Source organism: Mycobacterium pinniadriaticum, from assembly GCF_026242045.1.
Taxonomy (GTDB): Bacteria; Actinomycetota; Actinomycetes; order Mycobacteriales; family Mycobacteriaceae; genus Mycobacterium; species Mycobacterium pinniadriaticum.
Window position 1 is genome coordinate 85,986 of the sequence record NZ_JAPJDO010000012.1, and the last position, 22,259, is coordinate 108,244.

The window sequence follows — 22,259 nt, forward strand, 5'->3', positions numbered from 1 at the left end:
CTGCCCGCCATCAGGCGCGTACCCGAACCGGAGCGTCGCTCGGCGCCGTGGTCTCGTTTCCTTCCAGCGCGGCTTCGGCGCGGTCGATCAGCGCAGCAACCTGGGCCATCGGGGACGCGAAAGACGTTCCCGCAGTGGCGAAGAGTTCGCCTTTGCGGGCCAGCAGCTCCGCGACATCCCACGGACCCGCGTCGGGCCGCTGCAATACCTCCGCGGGCGCCCAGCCGTTGTAGCGCTGCACCACACCACCGAAAACCCCGAACACCTGGCCGGTGATATCCGAGGCGGCATCGCAGGCCAGAAAGGCGACGAAGGGTCCGACATTGTCCGGGTGCATCAGATGCCAACCCGTGGGAGCCTCCGTCTGACCCATCCGTCCGCCGGATTCCGTCAGCCGCGTCCGTGCGGTCGGGCACACCGCGTTGACGGTGACGCCATAGCGGGCCATCTCCATCGAAGTCACCTGCGTCATGGCGGCGATACCCGCCTTTGCCGCGGCATAACTGGTCTGGCCGACCATTCCGAAGACCCCCGAGGCCGACGAGGTGTTCACGATTCGGCCGGCCACCGGCCTACCCGCCTTGTGCTCATCCCGCCAATACGCGCACGCATGCCTGGTGGTGCAGAAGTGACCGCGAAGATGGACGGAGACAACAGCATCGAAGTCCTCGGGCGCGAGGTTGTAGATCATCTTGTCGCGCAGGATGCCGGCGTTGTTGACCAGGATATCGAGGCGGCCGAACTCCTCAACAGCCTGTCGTATCAGGTTCGCGGACAAATCGAAGTCGTCGACGCTGTCGAAGTTGGCAACCGCGAGCCCGCCGCCGGCGACGATCTCGTCGACCACCTGTTGCGCCGGCCGCGTGTCGGCCCCGTCGCCATCGGAGGCCGAGCCCACGTCGTTGACGACGACCGCGGCACCTTCGCGTGCCAGCGCCAGCGCCTCACCGCGCCCAATCCCGCGCCCCGCCCCGGTAACGATGGCAACCTTGCCCGCCAGCAGCCCCACCTGCGACCCTCCTGATCCACTCGCACAGCCCGAAGGTGTGCCCGCTCCCAGCTGGGAAAAATTATTGTGACGACTAATACTTTAGCTGCTGAGCCTCCCGCAACCAAGCTCGCACCCGCAGACACACCTCCCGCCACCCCGATAAAGCCACGTCAGCTGCATAAATGTTCGAATTTGGGGCCTTACGGCCACGCGGCGCGAGGAGGCTGGCCCCGATTGGCGACGATAGGGTGGCCTGACCGAGGGTCTCCCCCGTGCCGCCGCGGTTGGAGTTCCTCGGTGTGAGCGGCCGGGGTGCCCCGATGCAGCTCAACGGGGGTTAATCACGTCTCCTTTCGCGCCCGACACCGGATTGGCGCGATTCCGGGATTGCCCGCTGAGGCCCGTTGCTATTATTATCCTTATGACTAATTATCGGCCGGCTGAGTCTTGAAAGGAAGATTGCCCTGTGCGTGTGATCGTCAACTGGGATCTGTGCGAAAGTAACGCTCTCTGCGAGGCCGCTGCACCGAACGTCTTCACCGTGGGCGACGACGATCAACTCACCGTCCACGAGGACGAGGTGGATTCGACCGAACTCTCCGCGCTTGAGAGCGCGGTGTCGTCGTGTCCCAAGCAGGCCCTGCGGCTCACCGAATAGCCCGCTACCTGGCCAAACCCCAGTTCGCCCGCCACACGCACCCGCCTCGAGAGGTTTCACATGATGCTGTCGTTCACTCCGGAACAGGTCGAATTGGGCCGGATGATGCGTTCGTTTCTCGAAACGATGTCTCCGGAGGCCACCGTCCGCACCCTGATGGAAACCGTGCGGGGTTTCGACCCGGCCGTCTGGACCAAGATGGGCAGCGAACTCGGGCTGCAACAGCTGGCCATCCCGGAGGAATACGGTGGTGCGGGCTACACCTTCGTCGAACTGGGTGTCGTACTCGAAGAGATGGGCCGCGCGCTGTTGTGCGCGCCATTCCTGTCAACCGTCGTCCTCGCGGCCAACACACTGCTGTTGAGCAGTGATGACCAGGCCAAGAAGGAACTGCTGCCGGCCCTGGCTTCCGGTGAGAAGACCGGCACATTGGCCTACACCGAGGCCGACGGACGGTGGGACGTCGCCGGTGTCTCGACAACGGCCTCCGAGTCGAGCGGCGGCGGCTGGACGCTCAACGGCGAGAAAGTGTTCGTGCTCGACGGGCACACCGCAGACCTGCTCTTGGTGACCGCCCGGACTGCCAACGGGGTGTCGATATTCGCCGTGGACGGCGCGGCCGCGGGTCTGCTGCGGGTGCCGATGCAGACGCTGGACCTGACGCGCAAACAGGCTCGCATCACCTTCTCGGACGTGCCGGCGCGGCTGGTGGGCGCCGACGACGAGGCGTCTATAGTCGTGCCCGCCGTGCTGGACCTTGCGGCAATCGCGTTGGCCGCCGAAGCAGTTGGCGGGGCTGCGCGGTGCCTGGACATGGCCGTCGAGTATGCGAAGGTCCGCGAGCAGTTCGGCCGACCGATCGGGTCCTTCCAGGCCATCAAACACAAATGCGCCGATCTGCTATTGGAGGTGGAGTCAGCCCGTTCCGCGGCGTATTACGCGATGTGGGCAGCCGCCGGCAACACTGCCGAGCTGCCGGCCGCGGCGGCCATGGCCAAGGCCTACTGCACCGAGGCGTACGCCCATGCAGCCGCCGAGAACATCCAGATCCACGGGGGAATCGGCTTCACCTGGGAGCATCCCGCGCACCTGTACTTCCGTCGGGCCAAATCAACCGAGCTCCTGCTGGGCGATCCCGCCTACCACCGCGAACTCCTGGTCCAGCGCGCCGGCCTATGACCGACATCCCGCAGCACCCAACCACCGCTCATCTCCTGAGCTACGGCGCCTACGTGCCTTATCACCGTCTTGCTCGCGCCGACATCGGCGCTGCCCTCGGCGACCCCGGCGGACGCGGGCAGCGCACCGTCGCGTCGTATGACGAAGACACCACCTCCATGGGCGTCGAGTCCGCTCGCATCGCGCTGCGCGACGCCGCGCGCGGACTCGCCGGCCCGGTGAAACCGCAGCGCGTGTACTTCGCCACCGCGGCCCCCCCCTACCGGGACAAAACCAACGCGGACGTCATTCACGCCGCACTCGGACTCGACGTCTCCGCGCTGGCCGTGGACATGGCCGGCTCGGTGCGCTCCGGTGTGGGCGCGGTGGTCGCGGCACTGGATTCGGCCCAACCGACCCTCGTTGTGCTTTCCGATATCCGGACCGGACTACCCGGCAGCTCTGACGAAACCGAGGGCGGTGACGGCTCGGCAGCCCTGCTGTTCGGCGGGCCGGACGACGGACCTGCGCTCGCCGATGTCCTCGCGGTTGCGTCAAGTACCGCAGAATTCCTCGACCGCTGGCGCGGAGCAGACGAGCAGAGTTCGCATGTATGGGAGGAGCGGTTCAGCGAGCACGCCTACGGACCGCACGCCCAAGCCGCCTTCGCCGATGCCCTGAAGAAGGCCGGGCTCACCGCCGAGGGCATCGATCGTCTCGTCGTCGCGGGGCTCTCCGGCCGGGCCACCCGGCAGTTCGCCGCACGCTCCGGCGCCAAGGCTGACGCCGTGGTCGACAACCTGAGCGCGACTGTGGGCAACACTGGCACAGCGCAGCCGGGAATCCTGCTCGCCGACACGCTCGATCGTGCGACGCCGGGCACCACCATCGCGCTCGTCACGCTGGCCGATGGCGCGACCGCGATGATCTTGCGGACCACCGAAGCACTGCGCGACCACCGACCGTCACTGTCGGTGAGCGATCAGATCGCCCTCGGCAGCGGCGCACTGCCCTACACCACATTCCTGACCTGGCGCGACATGCTTCGCCGCGAGCCGCCACGACGCCCGGATCCCGCCCCGCCCGCCGCGCCGCCCTCGCATCGCCGTGCGGACTACAAGTTCGGTTTCGTCGGTAGCCGCTGCATCGAGTGCGACACCCTTCATCTGCCGCCGTCGCGGGCTTGCGCGAACTGCCACGCCATTGATCGGATGATCCCTGCGCCGATGTCCGAGGCCGACGGCCGGGTCAGGACGCTGACCGTGGATCACCTCGTGTTCACTCCGCAACCGCCGGCCGTGCTGGCAGTCATCGACTTCGACGGGGGCGGACGGTTCCGCTGCCAGTTGACCGACGTCGACCCCAGCACCGTGGCGGTCGGCGATCGGGTGGAGATGACCTTTCGCAAGGTACTCACCGCAGACGGCATCCACAACTACTTCTGGAAGGCGCGCCCGGTACGTCGCGGCGACGACCAAGACCAGGGGAAACCACGAAAAGCGCGAGGTGATTGAGCTGGCCGCCAAGGGAATTCGGGACAAAGTCGCGATCATCGGAATGGGTTGCACCTCGTTCGGCGAGCACTGGGATTCCTCGACCGACGACCTCATCATCGATGCCAGCACCGAAGCACTGGCCTCGGCGTCGCTGTCGCTGGAACAAGTCGATGCCTTCTGGGTGGGAACCGCGGGTTCGGGTACCTCGGGCCTGACACTCAGTCGAGCCCTGCGCACCGGCGACAAACCGGTCACGCGGGTGGAGAACATGTGCGCCACGGGTTCTGAGGCGTTGCGGGGCGCGTGTTACGCGGTGGCGAGCGGCGCCTATGACATCGCCATGGCGGTCGGTGTGGAAAAGCTCAAGGATTCCGGCTTTTCGGGACTGGTGGGCTATCCCCCACCGTCGGACGGCACCCAACCCGAGACGACCGCGCCCGCCAATTTCAGCTTGCTGGCCCCGGCGTATGCGAACAAGTACGGCGTCGATCACGACCAGCTCAAGGAAGTTTTCAGTCGGATCGCGGTAAAGAACCACTACAACGGCGCCCGCAACCCGCGCGCCCAGTTCCGCAAAGAAGTAAGCCTCGAGACCGTCCAGGCCTCCCCGCGCATTGCCGGCCAGCTGGGTGTCTTCGACTGCTCGGGGGTCTCCGACGGGGCTGCCGCTGCGATCGTCGTCCCCGCCGAGGACGCGCACCGCTACACCAGCTCGCCGCTGTATGTGAAGGCACTCGCATTGGCCGCGGGGTCGGCCGCCGGATACATCGACGACGGCTACGACTTCACCACCTTTCCTGAAGTCGTCAGCAGCGCGCGACAGGCCTACGCCGAGGCCGGTATCACCGATCCGGCCGGCGAACTGGCGCTGGCCGAAGTGCACGACTGCTTCACCCCGACCGAGCTGATCCTCATGGAGGACCTAGGATTCGCCGAACGGGGTTGCGGCTGGAAGGAAGTCATCGCCGGCACCTTCGCACTTGACGGCAGGCTGCCGGTCAATCCTGATGGCGGCCTCAAGGCGTTCGGGCACCCGATCGGAGCGTCGGGGCTGCGGATGATGTTCGAATGCTGGCTTCAACTACGCGGCGAGGCCCCGCCGGAGCGCACCGTCGTCACCGTCTCAGCGGGTCGCACGCTGGGTCTGACGCACAACCTCGGTGGCGGACCGGGTGAGTCTGTCTCGTTCGTCGGCATCGTCGGCACTGAGCTGTCCACCTGAGGATGAGTCGCATCCCTCGGCTTCGCCCCGACGACCTCGACGAATCGCAACAACGGCTGTACGCGGCGATCGTCGGCGACCGCAAAGACGGTGCCGTCGCAGCGCTCCCACTCGTCGACGACGACGGACACCTGGCCGGCCCGTTCAACGCGATGCTGCTCAATCCCGATCTGGGCATGGCGTTACAGCAGCTCGGCACCGCCGTCCGGTACCGCGGCGAGTTGAGTCCGCGGAGCAGGGAGTTGGCAATTCTCGCCGTCGCCGCCGCGTGGCGCTGTCAGTTCGAGCTGGACGCGCACTCCGTGATCGGAGAGGGCGTGGGTCTGAGTGCCGCCGAAATGGCGGCGACGCGCGACGACAAACCGGTGCGTCTGCCCGACGACGAGGAAACCGCGGTCCTGGTTGCGACACGGACGTTGGTTCGAAACGCCGACCTCGCGCAAGACGAGTATGACTCCGCCGCAGCCGTACTGGGCCCGGCCAAACTCTTCGAGCTGTCCACGTTGGTCGGCTACTACTCGCTGCTGGCGCTGCAGATGCGCATATTCGATGTCGGTCGCTGATCCAATGCAGGAGGAAAGACCGTGGCCAGCAATGGGATTCCGTCGTGGCATGACGATGAAATCAGTGCGTTGTCGGAACTCGCGGCGGGTTTCTTCGAGCGTGAGGTGATGGCGCACGCCGAACGGTGGGACAGCCAACGTCGCATCGATCGTTCCGTCTGGGTCGAGGCGGGCAAGCTCGGTCTGTTGTTGTGCTCGATTCCCGAGAAGTATGGCGGCGGGGGCGGCACCTTTGCCCACGATCTGGCCATATTCGAGGCGCAGGGCTACGCCGGGGATCTCGCCTTCGGCATTTCGATCCACAGCGGAATCGTTCCGCACTACCTGTTGCAGTACGGCACGGAGCAGCAGAAGCAGAAGTGGCTGCCCGCAATGGCGACCGGAGAGGTTCTGACCGCACTCGGGATGACCGAGCCGGGCGCCGGGTCTGACCTCAAAGCCATTCGCACCACCGCGATCCGCAGTGGCGATGAGTACATCGTCAACGGCTCGAAGACCTTCATCACCAACGGCGGTTCCGCCGACATGATCCTGCTGGCGGTCAAGACGGACCCGAAGGCTGGCGCGCGAGGGGTGTCGTTGTTGATCGTCGATCTGCGCGATACGCCAGGCTTCGCGGTCGGCAGAGTGTTGGACAAGGTCGGCCAACACGCGGCGGACACTGCGGAATTGTCGTTCACAGACGTGCGCGTACCGGTGTCGAATCTCCTGGGTGAGTGCGAGGGGCGAGGTTTCGGTCAGCTCATGGCTCAGCTTCCCCAAGAGCGCTTGATCATCGGGGCCCAGGCGGTCGGCGGTATGACGCGGGCCGTCGAAGAGACCATCGCTTACACCAAATCGCGACAGGCATTCGGCCACAGCCTGTTCGAGTTCCAGAACACCGCGTTCGAACTCGCCGAGTGCACCACCATCACCAGAACCTGCAGGGTGTTTCTCGACCATTGCATCCAAGCCCATCTCCGCGGGGATCTCGACACCACGGAAGCGGCGATGGCGAAGTACTGGCTGACCGACCAGCAGTGCGCGGTGATCGATCGGTGTGTCCAATTGCACGGCGGCTACGGATACATGCGCGAGTACCTGATTGCCCGAATGTACGAAGATGCCCGCGTCCAACGCATCTACGCCGGCGCCAACGAAGTCATGAAGGAGATCGTCGCGAGATCCCTGTGACCGCTGCGTGTCGGATACGTGATCGGCGTGGCCGGTGACGCGGAGCCGATCGAGCAGCTGCCCGTTTCGGACTGGACCAGGACCGGCACACGAAAGATGATGCGCGCGAGCGCCTCTAGTCCTAGTCGAGGAGATCCGCTGCACCAGGGCGGCGACTCGTTGCGGTACCGGCCAATAGCGGCGGTCCCACCCAGATCGACGCGGAGATGACTCTGCTGGAACGCCGGCTCAATCAGATGGAGTCGGTCCGTACCGAATACAACCCCTCTCTCGACGGGAAGTAGCTCGCCCGCGCCCACGAGTGCCGGTGTCCGCTTCACCTGCCGTGTTCGAAGACGTCCACGCGTTGCGCGCCGAGCTTTCGCTCATCTCCCGACAGTGCGCCCAAGGCCGCGGGTCTGCGCAACTACCGGTCGAGACCTACCGCGGTCGATATCAATCCGGGCCGAGCATGGCACCGCTAATCGGTACCGCTGGCGGACGCCGAGGAAACAGCGGCCCTGGCTACGATGTGGACGCCAGTCCGAACCGTCGATCTGTCGCAGGCTGACTACGATGCCGCAGCTGAGACACTGGGCTCGGCGAGACTAGTCGAGCCTCACGACATTGGTGGGCTATTACTCACTGCTCGCACTGGAGATGCGGCCTTCGGGTGAGTCGGCCGCCTGTCTGACCCATACTCCAGAGGAGACAGACGAGAGCTATGCCGGTGATCTTGCATTCGGCATAGCCATTTGACCAACCAGCAGTGTTCGGCGATCGACCGCCGCGTGCTTTTGCACGCCGGCCACGGCTACATGCGCGAGTACCTGATCGCCCGCATGTATGAGGCCGCCCGGACCACAACGCATCAAGCCGCCGCCAACGAAGTCATGAAACAAATCATCTTCAAATCCCTACGTGTGCTTCCGTTCGGATATCGTTGATCAACTACATCGAGGAGTCCCCTTGCGATTGACCGTTTTTGGCGGCACCGGGCCGACGGGCCTGCTGTTCGTCGATCAGGCGCTTCATCAGGACCATGAGGTTGTGGCGTTCGCCAGAGCGCCGTCGCAATTACCACAGCATCAGCGACTTTCCATGGTATTGGGCACCCTCGACGACGCGGCAGGAATCTCTCGCGCAATCTTAGATAGCGACGCAGTCGTGAGTCTGCTCGGACCCGGCACCAATACTGCCGACATACCACCGCTCATCACCGGAACCCGCAATATCGTCGCGGCCATGCACGAGCAGAGCGTGCAACGGCTCGTCGCTGTGGGCACACCCAGCATCCACGATCCCGCCGACGGCAAGGACTGGAAGATCCATCTGCTCGTCGCACTCATCAAATGTTTCCAGCCGGCTGCCTATGAGGCGATCGTCACGATCGGCGGCGTCGTTCGCGAATCGGGCCTGGATTGGACCATCGTCAGACTGCCGTTCCTCACCAATGGGCCGCGCACCGACGGGGTCAACGCGCGCCAAGTCGGTCACCGAGGTGGCCTGCGGCTGTCCCGCGCCAACGCAGCCGCGTTCCTGCTGGATCAGGTGACGTCGACGGCGTATCTGCACCGGGCGCCATTTGTCACCGACAAATGACGACCGACTCCACCAGGCCCTCGGTGACCGCCTGGGCGGCCAGTTCCGCCGAATTCCATCGCGACAGCGGCACCCGCCCGCTCGCCTGGCGGGTGATAGGCCATCGCCTTCACCTCGGCCACCACCTCCGCCCGAACGACCGCGGCCGGCCCGAGCGCTTGCGGTCAACCGACCCGGCCAGTCCCTATGAAACCGCTTGCGCCACCGACTCACCACGTCGACATGAACATCCACCCGCTCGGCGATCACCGCATCCGGCACGCCGTCTGCGGCCAGCAGAACGATGTTGGCGCGCCACCACATCCGCATGCTGCAGCGCATAGGCGCGGGCACGTTCTCCAGCATCGCCCGGTCCGCATCGAACAACAGGATCACAAACGGCGATCGACGAGACACCGTAGCCCCCAACGACAGACACAACCACGGAGGCTCGGCACTTCCCCTCGCCGAGAACCAGCCCCCTAACTTACACTGCTGTAATTCTCAGCGGAACCACTAGCGCGCCTCGCTCCCCAGCCCGCGAATCGTAGGGCGACCGCCGCCGCGCCGGGCCGCGCTATGCGCCGCATGTTGTCGAACTGTGTACCAGCGACCACGTGCTCACACGGCGCCCAAGGCCCACTCACTTTGACGCACAGGGGGTTGTCGCATTCATGCAGCACGAACTCGTCGGCACCCAGGGCGGATCCGGTGGCCAGCGCCAGCGCATACCGGTTGGGCCGCGGGCAGAATCCCACGCCGACACGGGTGATGAAGAATCGGCTCGTAACCGTCGGCTCCGATGCTGCCAATCCAGATGCTGCAATCCCCGTCGGTCGGTCCGGCCACGATCTTGCTGCGAACCTGGGCGATCTCGGCAGCGTGCACCTTCGGATCAACCCACAGGGCGACCACCGGTGCCCGCCCCACGCCCCCGAAAACTGTCACGTGACCCGACGCTACGGATGAGCTCCGACACGAGCTGCGGCCGTGGACGATTCGACTTCAACCGGCGTGTCTTCGCCGCCGCCGCCTGGTGCCTGCGAAGCGTCCGACGCAACGGGCGTACCGTCGGAACCTAGTGCTCGCGAATCATTCCCCGACGTGGTGCCCGATACGGTCGCGGCGCTCTGAAGTTCTTTGAGGTACTTGCGGACGAGTTTCACGCTGCGGCCGCCGAGTTGGGCGATGTCGGCTACGGTCTCACCGCGGTCACGCATCCGCGCCAACGCGCGGGCACCTTCTAGGCGTTGCTCGGCGCGGCGTTGTTCTGCTTCGAGCCGGGCTTGGGCGTGCCGTTCTGCTTCCCACTGGCTGACCGCGCTGAGTTTCTGTTCGGCGACCAGGAAGGCCACCATGTCTTCCCGGTTTGCGGATTCTCGTTTCAGCCGTTCACGGTTCGCCTGGGCCTGCGCGTCACGCACTTTGCGGCGCACATCGTGTTTGGACTCAATCTGGGGCATGGTGGCGAACCTACGACTGCCGGGCCGATCGGCGCTAACAGTAGCGCCGCTTTGTCCACAGCGAACATTCGGGTGACCCAACAGCACCTGGCGCCTCACGGGCGGCTGTAGTACCGCTCGGGCTCGCCCAAGGCGGGCTCCGGTGACGAGCGGCCGCCACGCATTCTCATGTCGGCGTTCGACGTCCCGCGTTGTTGCAGTGTGCAGCGCGAAGACCGAACCCGCGACACACACCACGGCGCTAGACCGGCACCGCCCCAAAACCTGGGTGACCGTGCCGACCGTTGTTTCTGACACCCGGATTCCTATCAATCGAATATCCCGTTGGCTTCACCACATTCACCCCATCTAGTGCCAACCGCTCCGTGCCCACACACCCCCGGTAACCGCCCCATCACTACCCGGTCGTCCCGCCCTCCTTTGGAGCCCACCAATCACCACACACCTCTTGCACTCAGGTCACGGTTTGGTAACGACCCCCGGGTTAGTGTTGGATTTGACGCCCGTCAGGTTTCTAGCGTTCGCCTCAGAACTGATGGGGGTGAGTCGTGGCCGCGACACTGCACAAGCTCACTGCCGGCGACGGCTACCTCTACCTCATTCGTCAGGTCGCCGCCGCCGACAGCACCGAACGCGGCCGAAACACGTTGTCGGAGTATTACTCCGCCAAAGGCGAATCTGCCGGGCGCTGGGTCGGCACCGGCCTTGCATCCCTATCAGACACCGGCGCGCGCGAGGTCTCCGAGCAAGCCCGGCAGGAAATCTGGACTGTGCCAGAGGGTTCCGAGGTCCACGAAGAACAAATGGCAGCGCTGTTCGGAGAAGGGTTACACCCCAACGCTGTCGACATCACCAACTACACCTTGCGCCGTGAAGCCCAACCGGCCGTGGCCATCGAAGCCGCCCACCTGGGCCGCCGATTCGCCATCCGCAGCGGCGAAACCGAATTCCAACGGGCATTGGCCGTGGCCTACCGCGAACACAACACCAGGCTGCACCAGAAGTGGAATACCCCCCTCGACGACGACGTCCGGGCACGGATCCGAACCACCCTGGCGCGGCAGCGATTCGCCGACCAACACGGTCGCCAACCTGCCGACGACCGTGAACTGTCGGGCTTCATCGCCCGCAACACCCGTGCCCGCACCACCGCGGTCGCCGGGTACGACGTGACGTTCAGCCCCGTCAAATCCGTCTCCGCGCTGTGGGCGGTCGCGCCGCTGGATGTGGCCCGCGAAATCGAGGACTGCCACGACGCCGCAGTCGCAGATGCGTTGGCATTCATGGAAGCCCACGGTGCCTTCACCCGATCCGGGGCAGCCGGGGTCGCTCAAGTCGACACCACCGGCCTGATCGGCACCGCATTCACCCACCGAGACTCCCGCGCAGGCGACCCCGACCTACACACCCACGTCGCGATCTCCAACAAGGTCGCCACCATCGACGCCAACGGTGTGCAACGCTGGCTGGCCCTGGACGGCCAACCCCTGCACCGGGTCATGGTCGCCGTCTCCGAGCTGTACAACACCCGCCTGGAAGCGCACCTTGGCCAGCGCCTCGGACTGCACTTCGCCGAGATAACACCACCCGGTCGAGGCAAGCGCCCGATCCGCGAAATCATTGGCGTCGACACCGAACTCAACACTGCCTGGTCCTCGCGCCGCCGGGCCATCGAGGCACGAACCGCCGAGCTGTCCAAGCAATTCCAGGCAGACCACGGACGCGAACCCACCAACGTCGAAGCGATCGCACTGGCCCAGCAGGCCACCCTGCAATCCCGCGAGGCCAAACACGAGCCCCGCTCGCTCGCGGAGCAGCGCCAAACGTGGCGCGCCGAAGCCGTCGAAGTCCTCGGCGGCCAGCACGAACTGAGCCGAATGATCGGCCAAGCCCTGTCAATATCGCGGCGCAACGCAGTCGCCCTCGCCACCCCGCAATGGGTCACGGACCGCGCGCGCCAGGCCGTGGCCACGGTCGCCATGACGCGCTCAGTCTGGCAGCTCCAGCATGTGCTCGCCGAAGCGCAGCGCATCGTGCGATCCACCGGGCATGCCGCCGATGACACCCTCGCCCAACGCATCACCGCGGCCGCACTCGCCGAGCCAATATCCCTGCCGTTGGCGCGCATCGACGACGGCGAAATAGGGGAACCCGCCGCGCTTCGCCGCCGCGACGGCGCCAGCGTCTACACGCGCGCGGGAACCGCCCTGTTCACCAGCGCCGAGATCCTCTCCGCCGAGCGCCGCATCCTGCACGCCGCCACCCTCGACGGAAGCCACACCGTCACCGCCGCCGACGTCGAAATCGCGCTGGCAGACTCCGCAGCCCGCGGCAAAACCCTCAACCCTGGCCAAGTCGCCCTAGTCACCGACATGGCCACCAACGGCCGCCGCGTCGCGCTCGCACTCGCCCCGGCCGGCGCAGGAAAGACCACCGCCATGGCCGCGCTGTCCCACGCCTGGCGCAACTCCGGCGGCACCGTACTCGGCCTGGCTCCCACCGCCGCCGCGGCAATCAATCTCGGCGCCGACCTGAGCGCCCCGACCGACACCCTCGACAAGTACATCCACCTCACCGACAACCCGTCCAGATCGGCAATCCCGCAATGGTTCTCCGCCGTCGACGCGTCCACCCTGCTTATCGTCGACGAGGCCGGAAAAGCCGGAACCCTGCAATTGGACGCGGTCATCAGCCACGCGCTGGCCAAGGGTGCCACCGTGCGCCTGGTCGGTGATGACGGACAGATCGCCTCCATCTCCGCAGGCGGGGTCCTGCGCGACATCGCCGCCGAAACCGACGCCCTGACCCTGTCCCAGCTGGTGCGGTTCACCGCGCCCGAAGAAGGCGCGGCCTCACTGGCTCTGCGGGCCGGGGACCCGTCGGGCATCGGCTTCTACATCGACCACGGCCGCGTGCATGTGGGCGCCGAGCAGACCGCCGCCGATATGGCGTTTACGGCATGGCTGGCCGATCAGCAAGCGGGCCGCGACACCCTGCTGCTCGCCCCCACCAACGCCATCGTCGACCAACTCAACATCCGCGCCCGAACCGCGCGGCTGACCGCGCTCGCCCACGCCGACCCCCAGTGGCGTCCGGGCCGCGAAACCGTGCTCGCCGATCACCTCCCGGCGTCTGCGGGTGACATCATCCGCAGCCGCGGCAACGCGCGCTGGCTGCGGCTGTCGGCGACCGACTATGTCCGCAACGGCTACACCTTCGAAGTCCTCAACGTGGGGGCCGACGGGTCCCTGCGGGTGCGTCATATCGGCAGCGACCGCGAAATCACCCTGCCCGCCAACTATGTCACCAGCGAGGTCACCCTCGGCTACGCCACCACCATCGACGGCGCCCAGGGACTGACCGCCGGGTACAGCTGCCACGTCGTCGGAGCTGAGCACATCACCCGCCAGCTGCTCTATGTCGCGCTCACCCGCGGCCGCGTCGAAAATCACGTCTATCTGTCGACGGCAGAAGACGATCCGCACCGCATCCTGGCCCCGAAAGCCACCCACCCCTACACCGCGGTCGACGTCTTGTCGAAGATTCTGGCCCGCGACGGCGCGCAAGTATCGGCAACCACCGCGCAACGCCAAGCCGCCGATCCGCTGGGGCGGATCGCTGCGGCCGCCGACATGTACCACGACGCGCTGGGCACCGCGGCCGAAAACCATCTCGGCGCAACTCGACTCGACACGCTCGCGACCCTTGCCGACACCCTGTACCCGCGCCTAACGCAGGCTGAGGGCTGGCCCGTGCTGCGCAACCACTTGGCCCTGCTGGCCTGCGCAGGACACAACCCCGCCAAGGCGCTATCGGAAGCCGCAGCCTTGGGCGGGCTCGACGACGCCGGGGACCCCGCCGCTGTTCTCGATTGGCGCATCGACCCCACCGGCGGCCATTCGGCCGGCGTCGGCCCGCTGCGCTGGCTGCCCGCCATACCCCACCAACTCGGCAACGACACCCAGTGGGGCGAGTATCTGCAGCGTCGCGCCGATCTCGTCACCAAACTCGCCGACCAGATACGCGCCACGGCACGCGCCTGGACACCGGCCACCGCACCGCCGTGGGCCAAACCCCTCATCGGGACGGCCCCCGAATTGGCCGCCGAAATCGCCGTGTTCCGTGCCGCGCACCGAGTGGCGCCCGAGGACAGCCGCCTCCTCGGCGCCAACCAGTATGCGGCACGGCCACGCACCATCGGCCGGCTCCTGCGAGATGCCGCGGTGGCCGTGATCGGACGCCGACGCCCCGCAGTCGCACGATTCCGTCAACTCATCGACTCCATCGACCCCCGCATCCGCAGCGACAGCTTCTGGCCACAACTGGCCGAGCACCTCGCCCAATCCGCACCCAGCCGCCCCGACCTAGCCCACCTAGTGGTGGATGTCGCCTCCGAACGCCCGCTGCCCGACGAACTGCCCGCCGCCGCTCTGTGGTGGCGGCTGTCGGGCAAAATCAGCCACACCGCCACCCTGGACACCCCCAACGCGAAGATCCACCCACCCTGGATCAAAGATCTGCATACCGTGTTCGGCTCGGCTATCGCCGAAACCATTGCCGCCGATCCAGCCTGGCCCGCACTGGTCGCCGCGATCGCCACCGCCGACCCCACACGGTGGACGCCGCGTGACCTGCTGCACCTGGCCGCCGAACAGCTCGCCGACGCCGACCCCGACGGCCGATCCATCGCCGCCTACGAGTACGCCCGCGCGATCACCCACACCGTCGACATCCTCACCACCGCCGACCCGACCGCACACCCACACCACAACCTGCCCACCCCGGACCACGCACCGCTGACACGCGAGGAAGAAGAAGAACTCGCCGGACTCGACCCCGACCACATCACACCCGACGACCAGCTCGCAGCACCGGATCTTGGCGACCTCGACGACGTGCAGAAATGGGTCAACCACACTCTCGTCGACCCCGAGCCACCACCGTCACACCCCGGTACCCCCGGCAACGGAGAAGACCTCGGCAGCCTGCAGTTCGAGGACCTCTCCCCCCGCCGCGTTCCCCCACAACCGCTGCCCGCCGCGCTGCTCGACGTTTCCACGGTCCGAACCGCCTACCAACAGGCCCTCCACGAGCACGACACCCTGGCCGGAGGGGTCGCCATCTTCAACGGCCCCACGCTGAACGCCGCCATGCCACAGATCCGCCAACTGCGCGCCGCCGCCGACGCCGACCGCCCCTACTGGCAGGCGGTGCAAGAAGTGATCGACCAATGGGCCGACGCCGACGCCCACTACGACGCAGACCTCGCCCAGATCGACTGGGCACAAACACAACTCGACGACCTGCGCGCCACCCCCAATAGCGACCCACTCGACATCGCCTCTGCCCGAGCAGACCTGCGCCTGCGACGCATGACCTTGCCCACCCTGTCCCCCGCCGAGCGCTTCTACCCGGCGCTCACCGCCGCCAACACTTCCCGCGCCGCCGCGGCCGGCGGCGCCGAACACATCGTTACTGACACTGATGTCGATAAAGCGATTGCCGCCGCCAACGACGCCGACCGACAGGCACTGCGCACCGCGCACCGACGACGCAGTGACCTGCGACGCGACCTAGATCGCGCCGAACTGTCTGCCGCCGCCTCCTTCGCCGCGGCAGACAGCCGTCCCGTCGAGCACGTCCTCGCCCACCAAGCAGACCTCGACACAGAGCTGCGAATCCTGGCGGCCGCCGGCCAATATCACGTCGCACTGCCGCTGGTGATCGGCGCGGGCTCCCCCGATGACCAGACCCATGCGGCAATCGCCCGCACCACCGAGCTACCGTTCACACTCGCCGTTGTGACCGCCCCACCCGGGCGGGAACTCACCGCTGCACTGCGTGCTGTGTCCGCCGCCGCCAACGACGCCGATCGGAACATCCTGTGGTGCACACCCACCGCAGACCACCTGCCGCACAACACCCTTGGCGCAGACAACACCAGCGTCGATGGCCTGCACCAGCGCCTCACCGACAACACGTGGCACGCCGAGCGCGGCGACATCCTCATCGTGGAAGCCTCCGCCGCGGCCGACCCCGCAATGCTGGCCGACCTCACCGAGCACACCGCACAACAACAAGCCCGGATCATCCTGCTCGACACCACCCCGGCGACGTGGCCCCTGCAACCTTCAGCGCGGCTCCTACACCTGGCCCACACCGACCTGCCCTGGAGCGCCACCATTGTCGACTCAACAGCCACCACCCGCCGCGGCGCGGCCACCCCGACCGCACCCGACCTCGAGCCCGTTATCGGTCAGGCAGCCCGACTACACCCCGACATGATCACCGACGACCTGCGCGCCGCCCTCACCCGACGAAACACCCTGCTGCGAAAACATCAACGCGCACATGACGCGCACCGCGCGGCCAGTTGGATGCGCAGCCGTGAGCGCTCGGCCGCCGACGACCTCCCGCCACAACCCGGACTGGACCTCTAAAGCGACACCGCCCACCAAGCCCCGATCGCATCCACGACGATGCGACTCATTTAGGCGTGGCTGTCGCCGGTCGGCCGAAGACAGCCAAATCCGCTGCTACTGTTGGACTTTGCTATGCCATCCCGATGAAGATCGAAGGCATGTCAATCCCCGCGCTCTACACGCCCTACTGCGGATTGCTGTACCGCGACGGCAATCCCTACATGGCCGAGAGCGCACCACACCTGGCGATTAGTGCGCCCACCCGCACCGGCAAGACCCGCCGCATCCTCGCCCCCGCCGCCGTCGTCCACCCCGGGCCAGCGGTGTGCGTGTCCTCCAAGGAGGACCTCGCCGAACTCGTGCTGACGCGCCGGTTCAACGGGCCAACCGGCGTCCTCGACCTGCGACCGCAAAAAACCCTCGTATGGCCGGCCAACGTGCGGCGAATGGTCACCGACCCTACCTCGGCGATCACCAACACGGACGAAGCGCTGACCGTCGCCGAAACCATGCTCGCCACCAGTGGCGTCGGCTTCGGCGGTGCCTCCAGCGGGCAGACCGTTGCCGCGGGCGGGCTGTGGGAGAACAGCGCATCAGCTCCGTTGGCATGCCTTCTCTACTCGGCCAGCCCGCTCGGAAACAACCAGGGAATGCCCTGGGTTCTGCGGGCCGTCGGCACCCGCGGCGACAAGCAAGACGACGAGAATCACCCGGGCGAAATCGACTATCCCTCCTGGAAGACCGCCTACGCGCTGTGCCCGCACGGTGACCTGCGTGAACCGCTGATGGAACTCACCGGGATGGACGGACGCCTACGCGACAGTGTCGCCATCACCATGAAAAAGGCCATCACACCATGGATTCGCCTCGGCCTGATGTCCACCGACCCCGAGAGCCAACTCAACGTCATTGACCAGATCAGCATCGAATCATTCGATGTAAGGATGCTTGACGACCCCGACGCCACCCTATTCGTCATCGCCCCCAACAGCGGCACCGTCGCCGGCGCGGCCGTCGCGCTCATCGACTCCATCATCCAGTATTTCCGCAAGAAGACCGCCAACCACCAACTCACCCACCGACTCCTGCTTGAGCTCGACGAAGTTTGTAACTCGTGCCCGTTGCCAGGACTGCTCAACTATGTCGGCGAGTCAGCAGGCCTCGGCGTGAACCTGATGGCGACCGTCCAGGCCTCCAGCCACTTCGATGTTGTCTACGGCCCCAAATATGCTGACGCACTGCGCGATATCTTCCCCGGCACGCTCATTATGTACGGGGCACACGAACGCCACCTGCTCGAACAAGCATCCGACTGGCTCGGCCTGGCCACACGCCGCAGCGAGTCATACGAACCCAACTCGGGAAGCCGCTCGCAAGCCTCCCAATTCGGACCCGCCATTGACTGGCAAGAGTTCCTGCCGCAGAACAGAGAAGAAGCCCAACTGCTACGCCGCGGCACAGCCGGTGAACGGGTCCACATCCCAGACTGGAGCGACTTCGTGCCAATCTGGGATCGCGTTGTCCAGCAACGTCTCCGCAAACAGCCGGCCCGAACATGAGTTGAGCTCGACGGCTCCGGCCTGAACCGCTCGGTCAGTGAGCCTCAATCTCGACTTGTGCCGGTTCGACTCGCCGGGACGCGAGCGCGGCCACCCCCGACCTGCGCCTGAAAAGCACCACGATTGAACGCCCTTCCGTCAGACCAAACATTCCGGGTGCGAGTTTGCAGCGGGTGCCGACAATTCCGATCGGGCCGGAGGCACGGCAGTTCGGTAAGTCAGCCGACGAGGCTTTCAAGGTTGCCTGTCGCCGGGACGGACTGGCTGAGCCATTCGCTGGGCAGGTGCAGGATCGCCGATAGGATCAGCCAGCTCAGCCACAGGATTCCCAGAGCGGCGGGTATCACACTGCACAGCAAGGGAATCCAGCGCACTTCGGGCACGCCGACCCGTGGTATGGCAAGCGGGCGAGGCTCACGAGTGCCACAGGGTGGGTCGAGCAGAGTGGGCATGGACACGTCGCGGCCGCCGAGAAAGAATTCGTCGTCAAGTTCGGCGGCCACCGGTGTCAACGGCCACCAATGGCACGACCCTTCGACGGCAAGCCAGCCGTCGAGAATCCCGTAGATCCCAGCGGCGAGGAAAACGCCCGGGATCTGGGCGAAGAGCCACGGTACGACGACGACTGACCACACGCTTGGTGCGGGGTCGTAGAGCAGCGGCAACGGAAGCCCGCAGACGACTGCCATGCCCATCAGGGCGGGAATCGGATATCCGAGCAGGCGTTCAGGAATCAGCGTCGTAACCCAGCCGTACACGAGTCGGCCCGCAGGCCAGCCGATCGGCGCCGTGATCGCGCACACTGCGACTAAGGCGGTCTCGAAACTCCCTGTTGCGGTGGAGGTTTGCCGGAACGCCAGCGGCGGTGTGACGTCATCGTCGTGCGGATCGGGCCGGGCTCCGATACGCGCACGGTCGCGGGCACGGATTCGCTTGCCGAGCAGCTCGGCGCGGCGCTTCTGAAACAGCAGAATCCCGGCGTGCCCGGCAATCCAGGCCCGGCGTTGCTCGGCGAAGGTGTCGATGGCCGTTGACATCTGTTCACGCCTCCGTGCCGGTGGGCTTGTGGTCACCGATCAGGTCGCGCATCAGGACTTTGGCGGTGCTGAGCAGTTCCACCGCGTTGTCGACCATCGCGGTCGCAGCCCGAAGGACTGTCACGACGTGCTCGTCATCGGGGCCAGACACCATCTGGGTTTGCGGGTCCCCACCGGCCAGGATCTGCGCCGAGGACCCTGGCGCCCACCCCAAGGTTCCGTCGATGCGGGCCAGCGTCGATTCCCGAAGCCTTCCGGTGCCGTTGACGGCCTTGTGCAGTGTCGTGCGGTTGGGTCCGCCGCGCCGCGCCAGCTCGTAGTTACTGATCCGCAGCGTGCTGGTGCGCCGGCGCACGAAGTAATCCAGGCGTGCCACCCCGGAATCGGGGATGTCGACCGTCTTGTCTGAATCGCTCATAATCATGAAACTAACCATAATCAACCAAAGACGTCTATATCTGTCGACAAAAATGACCTGAGTTGACTACCGTGACGCTCATAGCTAACTACACCGTGTCGATGAAGGAAAACCATGAAGGTGCTGCTCGCAGCGGCGGGACTGGTCTTCGCGATGATGTGCTTCGCGCTGGTGGTGATCGTCGAGGTTCTCGCCCGACTGCTGCCCGTGCTGATCTTGGCCGCACTTCTGTGGGGCGGGTGGCGCATATGGCGGGCCCGCCGAACCCGCCCGGCCACCACCCCGGTACCACTGCTGGCGGCGCCGTTCCCGGCGCCGATTCCCGTAGCGATGCCACAGCCAGCCCCGATCGCACCGCCGATCGCCGACCCCGATGTGTACCTGGTGGCCGGTGATCACCTGGGCATGCGGCCCCCGCGGACCCCGCTGCAGACTCCCGAGGCCACCGACGTTCAAGGACGTCTTCTGGTGCCGCGCCCGCACAGTCGGGTGCGCTGATGGGTAAAGCAGAAGTGGCACCTGAGGACACCGCGTGGCTCACACGCATCCGCGGCACCAACGCCGACCCGGACAGCCCCGACGAGGGCGATGACGGCTACGACGAATGGGCCCCCGAAGGCCAGGCTGACAACAACGACAGCACCGACGACGATGACGGCTGGCCCATCGCACGGACCGAACCCATTTCACGCACCGAGGCCACCGCGCAGGCAGACCTCGACAGTCAGCGCATCATCGACCTCGACGCCGCCGACGATGAGGACGACACCGACACCGGTGACGACACCGCGGCCGCGCGGCGCCGCTTCAACCCTGCGGTAGCAGCGGGCTTCGTCGGCACCGCCGTCCTTGCCACCGTTGTGACCCTGATCGCGGGCTCAGTGGCGTCACGTGACGAACCCGCGCCGCCACCCACACCCACCTCGCACGCGCGCCCACCGCTGCCACCACCGCCTCCCTCAGTCCCCCCAGCCGCCGTCGACGGCCCGCTGCGGTTCACGGCTACCTCGGATTGCGACAGGCTGCCCGGTTCGACCTCAGCCCAGCTCCTGGCCGACCCCCAATCATCGGTCCCATGGATCTGCGCCAGCCAGATCCCCGGACAGGTCCTCAAGATCTACCTCGACCAGCCCTACATCATCACCGCGGTTTCCATCGTTCCCGGTGCGGTCAACAAGATGAATCCGACCGATGACGGTGACGCCTGGCTGCGCCACCGGGTCGTCACCCGCCTGCAATGGCAGTTCAACGACCGCGCCAACACCATCAAGTCGCAGAAGACCGGCGACGTCCACGGCGAAGCCGTCGAACCGATCCCGAGCACCCTGGCCTCTGAAATCACGGTGATCATCCAGGAGACGAGCCGCCCGCCACAGGTCGCCGCCCCCACCACTACCCCGACATCGGCCCCCGGCAGCGACGGCATCTTGGGCCCCATCCTCGGCAGCAACGGACCCCAGCACGACCCCGCCGACGAACCACCTCTATTGCCAGGACAGGCCGAGCGACCCGACCCCAGTGACGGCACGTTCGCCGTCAGCAGCATCCAAATCATGGGACACAAGGTGATCTGACATGCCAACACTGAGCAATGTGTGGCGCGGCCGCATCAACACCGGCACCCGCGGCGCCGGACGCATCATCCTCGCCGTTCTCGTCGCCACCTCATCCATTAGCGGCGCCAGCACCCTCAAACACTGGATCTTCCCGGACCCGCCGCTGCCCGTCGCCGAGATCGCCGGCGACACCATCAACCAGACCGACCTGGTCAAGAGCTTCGCCATCGACTGCGTGACCACCTACCTCACCGCGGCCACCTCCCAAGGCACCGAACTATCACGGTGCTTCCCCGACGCCGCACACATGACCGTGCCGTCCACACCCGCGCTGACCATCACCTCCCCCACCGCCTACGCCCACCGCACAGGCCCCACCCGAGACCTGCTCGCCACCTACGGCGTCCTGGTCGGAGTTACCGAACAGCCCTATCCCACAGCAGTTCCCGTCCGCAACTACTACCAAATACCCCTTGGTGTGTACGGCGGAGACGCCGTGCGCGCCCTGGACAACCTGGCCCGCCTCGATGCGCCGCCCGCCGGTACGACCGTGGAACTGGGCTACCCGGTCAACATCCCCAACAACAACCCCGTCGCCACCACCTTGGCCGGATTCATCGCCACCTATCTGACCGGTAGCCCCGGACTGGACCGGTTCATCACCACCGACTCACGCCTGACCCCGGTCAAGAATCCCTACGCCAGCGCCACCGTGACCAGCGTGCGCGCGATCGGCACGCCACCGGACAACCCCGCTGAGAACTTCACTCTGCCGGTGCGCGTCACCGTGGCGGCCAGATCCGCTGAATACACGCCCTACAACCTGTCCTACCCGCTGATCGTGCGCGCCTCCGGCGGTAACTGGTTTGTTTCCGCCATCGAAGCCGTGCCCGAACTCGCGGACAGCGCCCCTGAACCCCCGACTACCGCGGAGGGCGGCTGACACGAGCCTTGGCGGACAACTGAATACGTTCCAAACCCGC

General features: G+C 66.2%; 16 protein-coding genes and 2 pseudogenes. 13 read left to right on the forward strand and 5 right to left on the reverse strand.

Going from position 1 to position 22,259, the window contains the following annotated elements; genetic code table 11:
• Positions 1-10 precede the first annotated feature (10 nt).
• The gene (locus ORI27_RS15860; protein ID WP_265997884.1) at positions 11-1,009 is read right to left on the reverse strand and encodes an SDR family oxidoreductase; all 999 of its coding nucleotides are present in this window, start codon (positions 1,007-1,009) and stop codon (positions 11-13) included.
• Positions 1,010-1,457: 448 nt separating this feature from the next.
• Between ORI27_RS15860 and ORI27_RS15865 the strand changes: the two genes are divergently transcribed.
• From ORI27_RS15865 to ORI27_RS15900, 8 genes and pseudogenes are all read left to right on the forward strand, one after another.
• Complete coding sequence (locus ORI27_RS15865) at positions 1,458-1,649, forward strand: ferredoxin (RefSeq protein ID WP_265997883.1); 192 nt, start codon at positions 1,458-1,460, stop codon at positions 1,647-1,649.
• Positions 1,650-1,709: 60 nt separating this feature from the next.
• Positions 1,710-2,828: an acyl-CoA dehydrogenase family protein gene (locus ORI27_RS15870; protein ID WP_265997882.1), complete on the forward strand. Its 1,119-nt coding sequence runs from the start codon at positions 1,710-1,712 to the stop codon at positions 2,826-2,828.
• Entirely contained in the window at positions 2,825-4,321 is a 1,497-nt protein-coding gene (locus ORI27_RS15875) for an OB-fold domain-containing protein (RefSeq protein WP_265997881.1), read from the forward strand. The genes ORI27_RS15870 and ORI27_RS15875 overlap by 4 nt, the downstream gene beginning before the upstream one ends.
• A 1-nt stretch (position 4,322) precedes the next feature.
• A complete protein-coding gene (locus ORI27_RS15880) occupies positions 4,323-5,525 on the forward strand; it encodes an acetyl-CoA acetyltransferase (RefSeq protein ID WP_265997971.1) in 1,203 nt (400 codons plus the stop codon).
• 2 nt (positions 5,526-5,527) lie between these two features.
• Positions 5,528-6,088 carry a carboxymuconolactone decarboxylase family protein gene (locus ORI27_RS15885; RefSeq protein WP_265997880.1) on the forward strand — a complete coding sequence of 187 codons (561 nt, stop codon included), beginning with the start codon at positions 5,528-5,530 and terminating at the stop codon, positions 6,086-6,088.
• Between the two features lie 21 nt (positions 6,089-6,109).
• Complete coding sequence (locus tag ORI27_RS15890) at positions 6,110-7,261, forward strand: acyl-CoA dehydrogenase family protein (protein WP_265997879.1); 1,152 nt, start codon at positions 6,110-6,112, stop codon at positions 7,259-7,261.
• Positions 7,262-7,995: 734 nt separating this feature from the next.
• Positions 7,996-8,187, forward strand: a pseudogene (locus ORI27_RS15895) (acyl-CoA dehydrogenase family protein); the annotation flags it as partial.
• The gene (locus ORI27_RS15900; RefSeq protein WP_265997878.1) at positions 8,162-8,842 is read left to right on the forward strand and encodes an NAD(P)-dependent oxidoreductase; all 681 of its coding nucleotides are present in this window, start codon (positions 8,162-8,164) and stop codon (positions 8,840-8,842) included. The pseudogene ORI27_RS15895 and the gene ORI27_RS15900, both read left to right, overlap by 26 nt.
• A 198-nt stretch (positions 8,843-9,040) precedes the next feature.
• Here the strand turns inward: ORI27_RS15900 and ORI27_RS33155 are convergent.
• Both ORI27_RS33155 and ORI27_RS15905 read right to left on the reverse strand, forming a co-directional pair.
• A pseudogene (locus ORI27_RS33155) lies at positions 9,041-9,187 on the reverse strand (helix-turn-helix domain-containing protein); the annotation flags it as partial.
• A gap of 593 nt (positions 9,188-9,780) precedes the next feature.
• Complete coding sequence (locus tag ORI27_RS15905; protein WP_265997877.1) at positions 9,781-10,284, reverse strand: hypothetical protein; 504 nt, start codon at positions 10,282-10,284, stop codon at positions 9,781-9,783.
• 548 nt (positions 10,285-10,832) lie between these two features.
• On the opposite strand from ORI27_RS15905, the gene mobF reads away from it, so the two are divergent.
• Together mobF and ORI27_RS15915 are read left to right on the forward strand one after the other, a co-directional pair.
• Entirely contained in the window at positions 10,833-16,724 is a 5,892-nt protein-coding gene (gene mobF, locus ORI27_RS15910) for a MobF family relaxase (RefSeq protein WP_265997876.1), read from the forward strand.
• 140 nt (positions 16,725-16,864) lie between these two features.
• The gene (locus tag ORI27_RS15915; RefSeq protein ID WP_265997875.1) at positions 16,865-18,265 is read left to right on the forward strand and encodes a type IV secretory system conjugative DNA transfer family protein; all 1,401 of its coding nucleotides are present in this window, start codon (positions 16,865-16,867) and stop codon (positions 18,263-18,265) included.
• Between the two features lie 218 nt (positions 18,266-18,483).
• Here the strand turns inward: ORI27_RS15915 and ORI27_RS15920 are convergent, their stop codons facing one another.
• Together ORI27_RS15920 and ORI27_RS15925 are read right to left on the reverse strand one after the other, a co-directional pair.
• On the reverse strand, positions 18,484-19,302 hold the full coding sequence (locus tag ORI27_RS15920) for a hypothetical protein (RefSeq protein ID WP_265997874.1): 819 nt from the start codon (positions 19,300-19,302) through the stop codon (positions 18,484-18,486).
• Positions 19,303-19,306: 4 nt separating this feature from the next.
• Positions 19,307-19,720 carry an XRE family transcriptional regulator gene (locus tag ORI27_RS15925; protein ID WP_265997873.1) on the reverse strand — a complete coding sequence of 138 codons (414 nt, stop codon included), beginning with the start codon at positions 19,718-19,720 and terminating at the stop codon, positions 19,307-19,309.
• 114 nt (positions 19,721-19,834) lie between these two features.
• Here ORI27_RS15925 and ORI27_RS15930 point away from each other — a divergent pair, with 114 nt between their 5' ends.
• Genes ORI27_RS15930 through ORI27_RS15940 form a run of 3 tightly spaced genes read left to right on the forward strand, consistent with a single transcriptional unit; the run spans position 19,835 to position 22,219 of the window.
• Positions 19,835-20,218 (forward strand): hypothetical protein, encoded by a 384-nt coding sequence (locus tag ORI27_RS15930; protein WP_265997872.1) that lies wholly within the window; start codon positions 19,835-19,837, stop codon positions 20,216-20,218.
• On the forward strand, positions 20,218-21,294 hold the full coding sequence (locus ORI27_RS15935; protein WP_265997871.1) for a hypothetical protein: 1,077 nt from the start codon (positions 20,218-20,220) through the stop codon (positions 21,292-21,294). Before ORI27_RS15930 ends, ORI27_RS15935 begins: the two co-directional genes overlap by 1 nt.
• Position 21,295: 1 nt before the next feature.
• Positions 21,296-22,219, forward strand: a complete 924-nt coding sequence (locus tag ORI27_RS15940; protein ID WP_265997870.1) for a hypothetical protein — start codon at positions 21,296-21,298, stop codon at positions 22,217-22,219.
• Positions 22,220-22,259 lie beyond the last annotated feature (40 nt).

What these genes read in the sequence shown, in the direction of transcription:
- ORI27_RS15870 (WP_265997882.1), top strand. Translation starts at nt 1,710, where the DNA reads ATGATGCTGTCGTTCACTCCGGAACAGGTCGAATTGGGCCGGATGATG.
- ORI27_RS15875 (WP_265997881.1), top strand. Translation starts at nt 2,825, where the DNA reads ATGACCGACATCCCGCAGCACCCAACCACCGCTCATCTCCTGAGCTAC.
- ORI27_RS15940 (WP_265997870.1), top strand. Translation starts at nt 21,296, where the DNA reads ATGCCAACACTGAGCAATGTGTGGCGCGGCCGCATCAACACCGGCACC.
- ORI27_RS15915 (WP_265997875.1), top strand. Translation starts at nt 16,865, where the DNA reads ATGTCAATCCCCGCGCTCTACACGCCCTACTGCGGATTGCTGTACCGC.
- ORI27_RS15920 (WP_265997874.1), bottom strand. Translation starts at nt 19,302, where the DNA reads ATGTCAACGGCCATCGACACCTTCGCCGAGCAACGCCGGGCCTGGATT.
- ORI27_RS15930 (WP_265997872.1), top strand. Translation starts at nt 19,835, where the DNA reads ATGAAGGTGCTGCTCGCAGCGGCGGGACTGGTCTTCGCGATGATGTGC.
- ORI27_RS15935 (WP_265997871.1), top strand. Translation starts at nt 20,218, where the DNA reads ATGGGTAAAGCAGAAGTGGCACCTGAGGACACCGCGTGGCTCACACGC.
- ORI27_RS15905 (WP_265997877.1), bottom strand. Translation starts at nt 10,284, where the DNA reads ATGCCCCAGATTGAGTCCAAACACGATGTGCGCCGCAAAGTGCGTGAC.
- ORI27_RS15885 (WP_265997880.1), top strand. Translation starts at nt 5,528, where the DNA reads ATGAGTCGCATCCCTCGGCTTCGCCCCGACGACCTCGACGAATCGCAA.
- ORI27_RS15925 (WP_265997873.1), bottom strand. Translation starts at nt 19,720, where the DNA reads ATGAGCGATTCAGACAAGACGGTCGACATCCCCGATTCCGGGGTGGCA.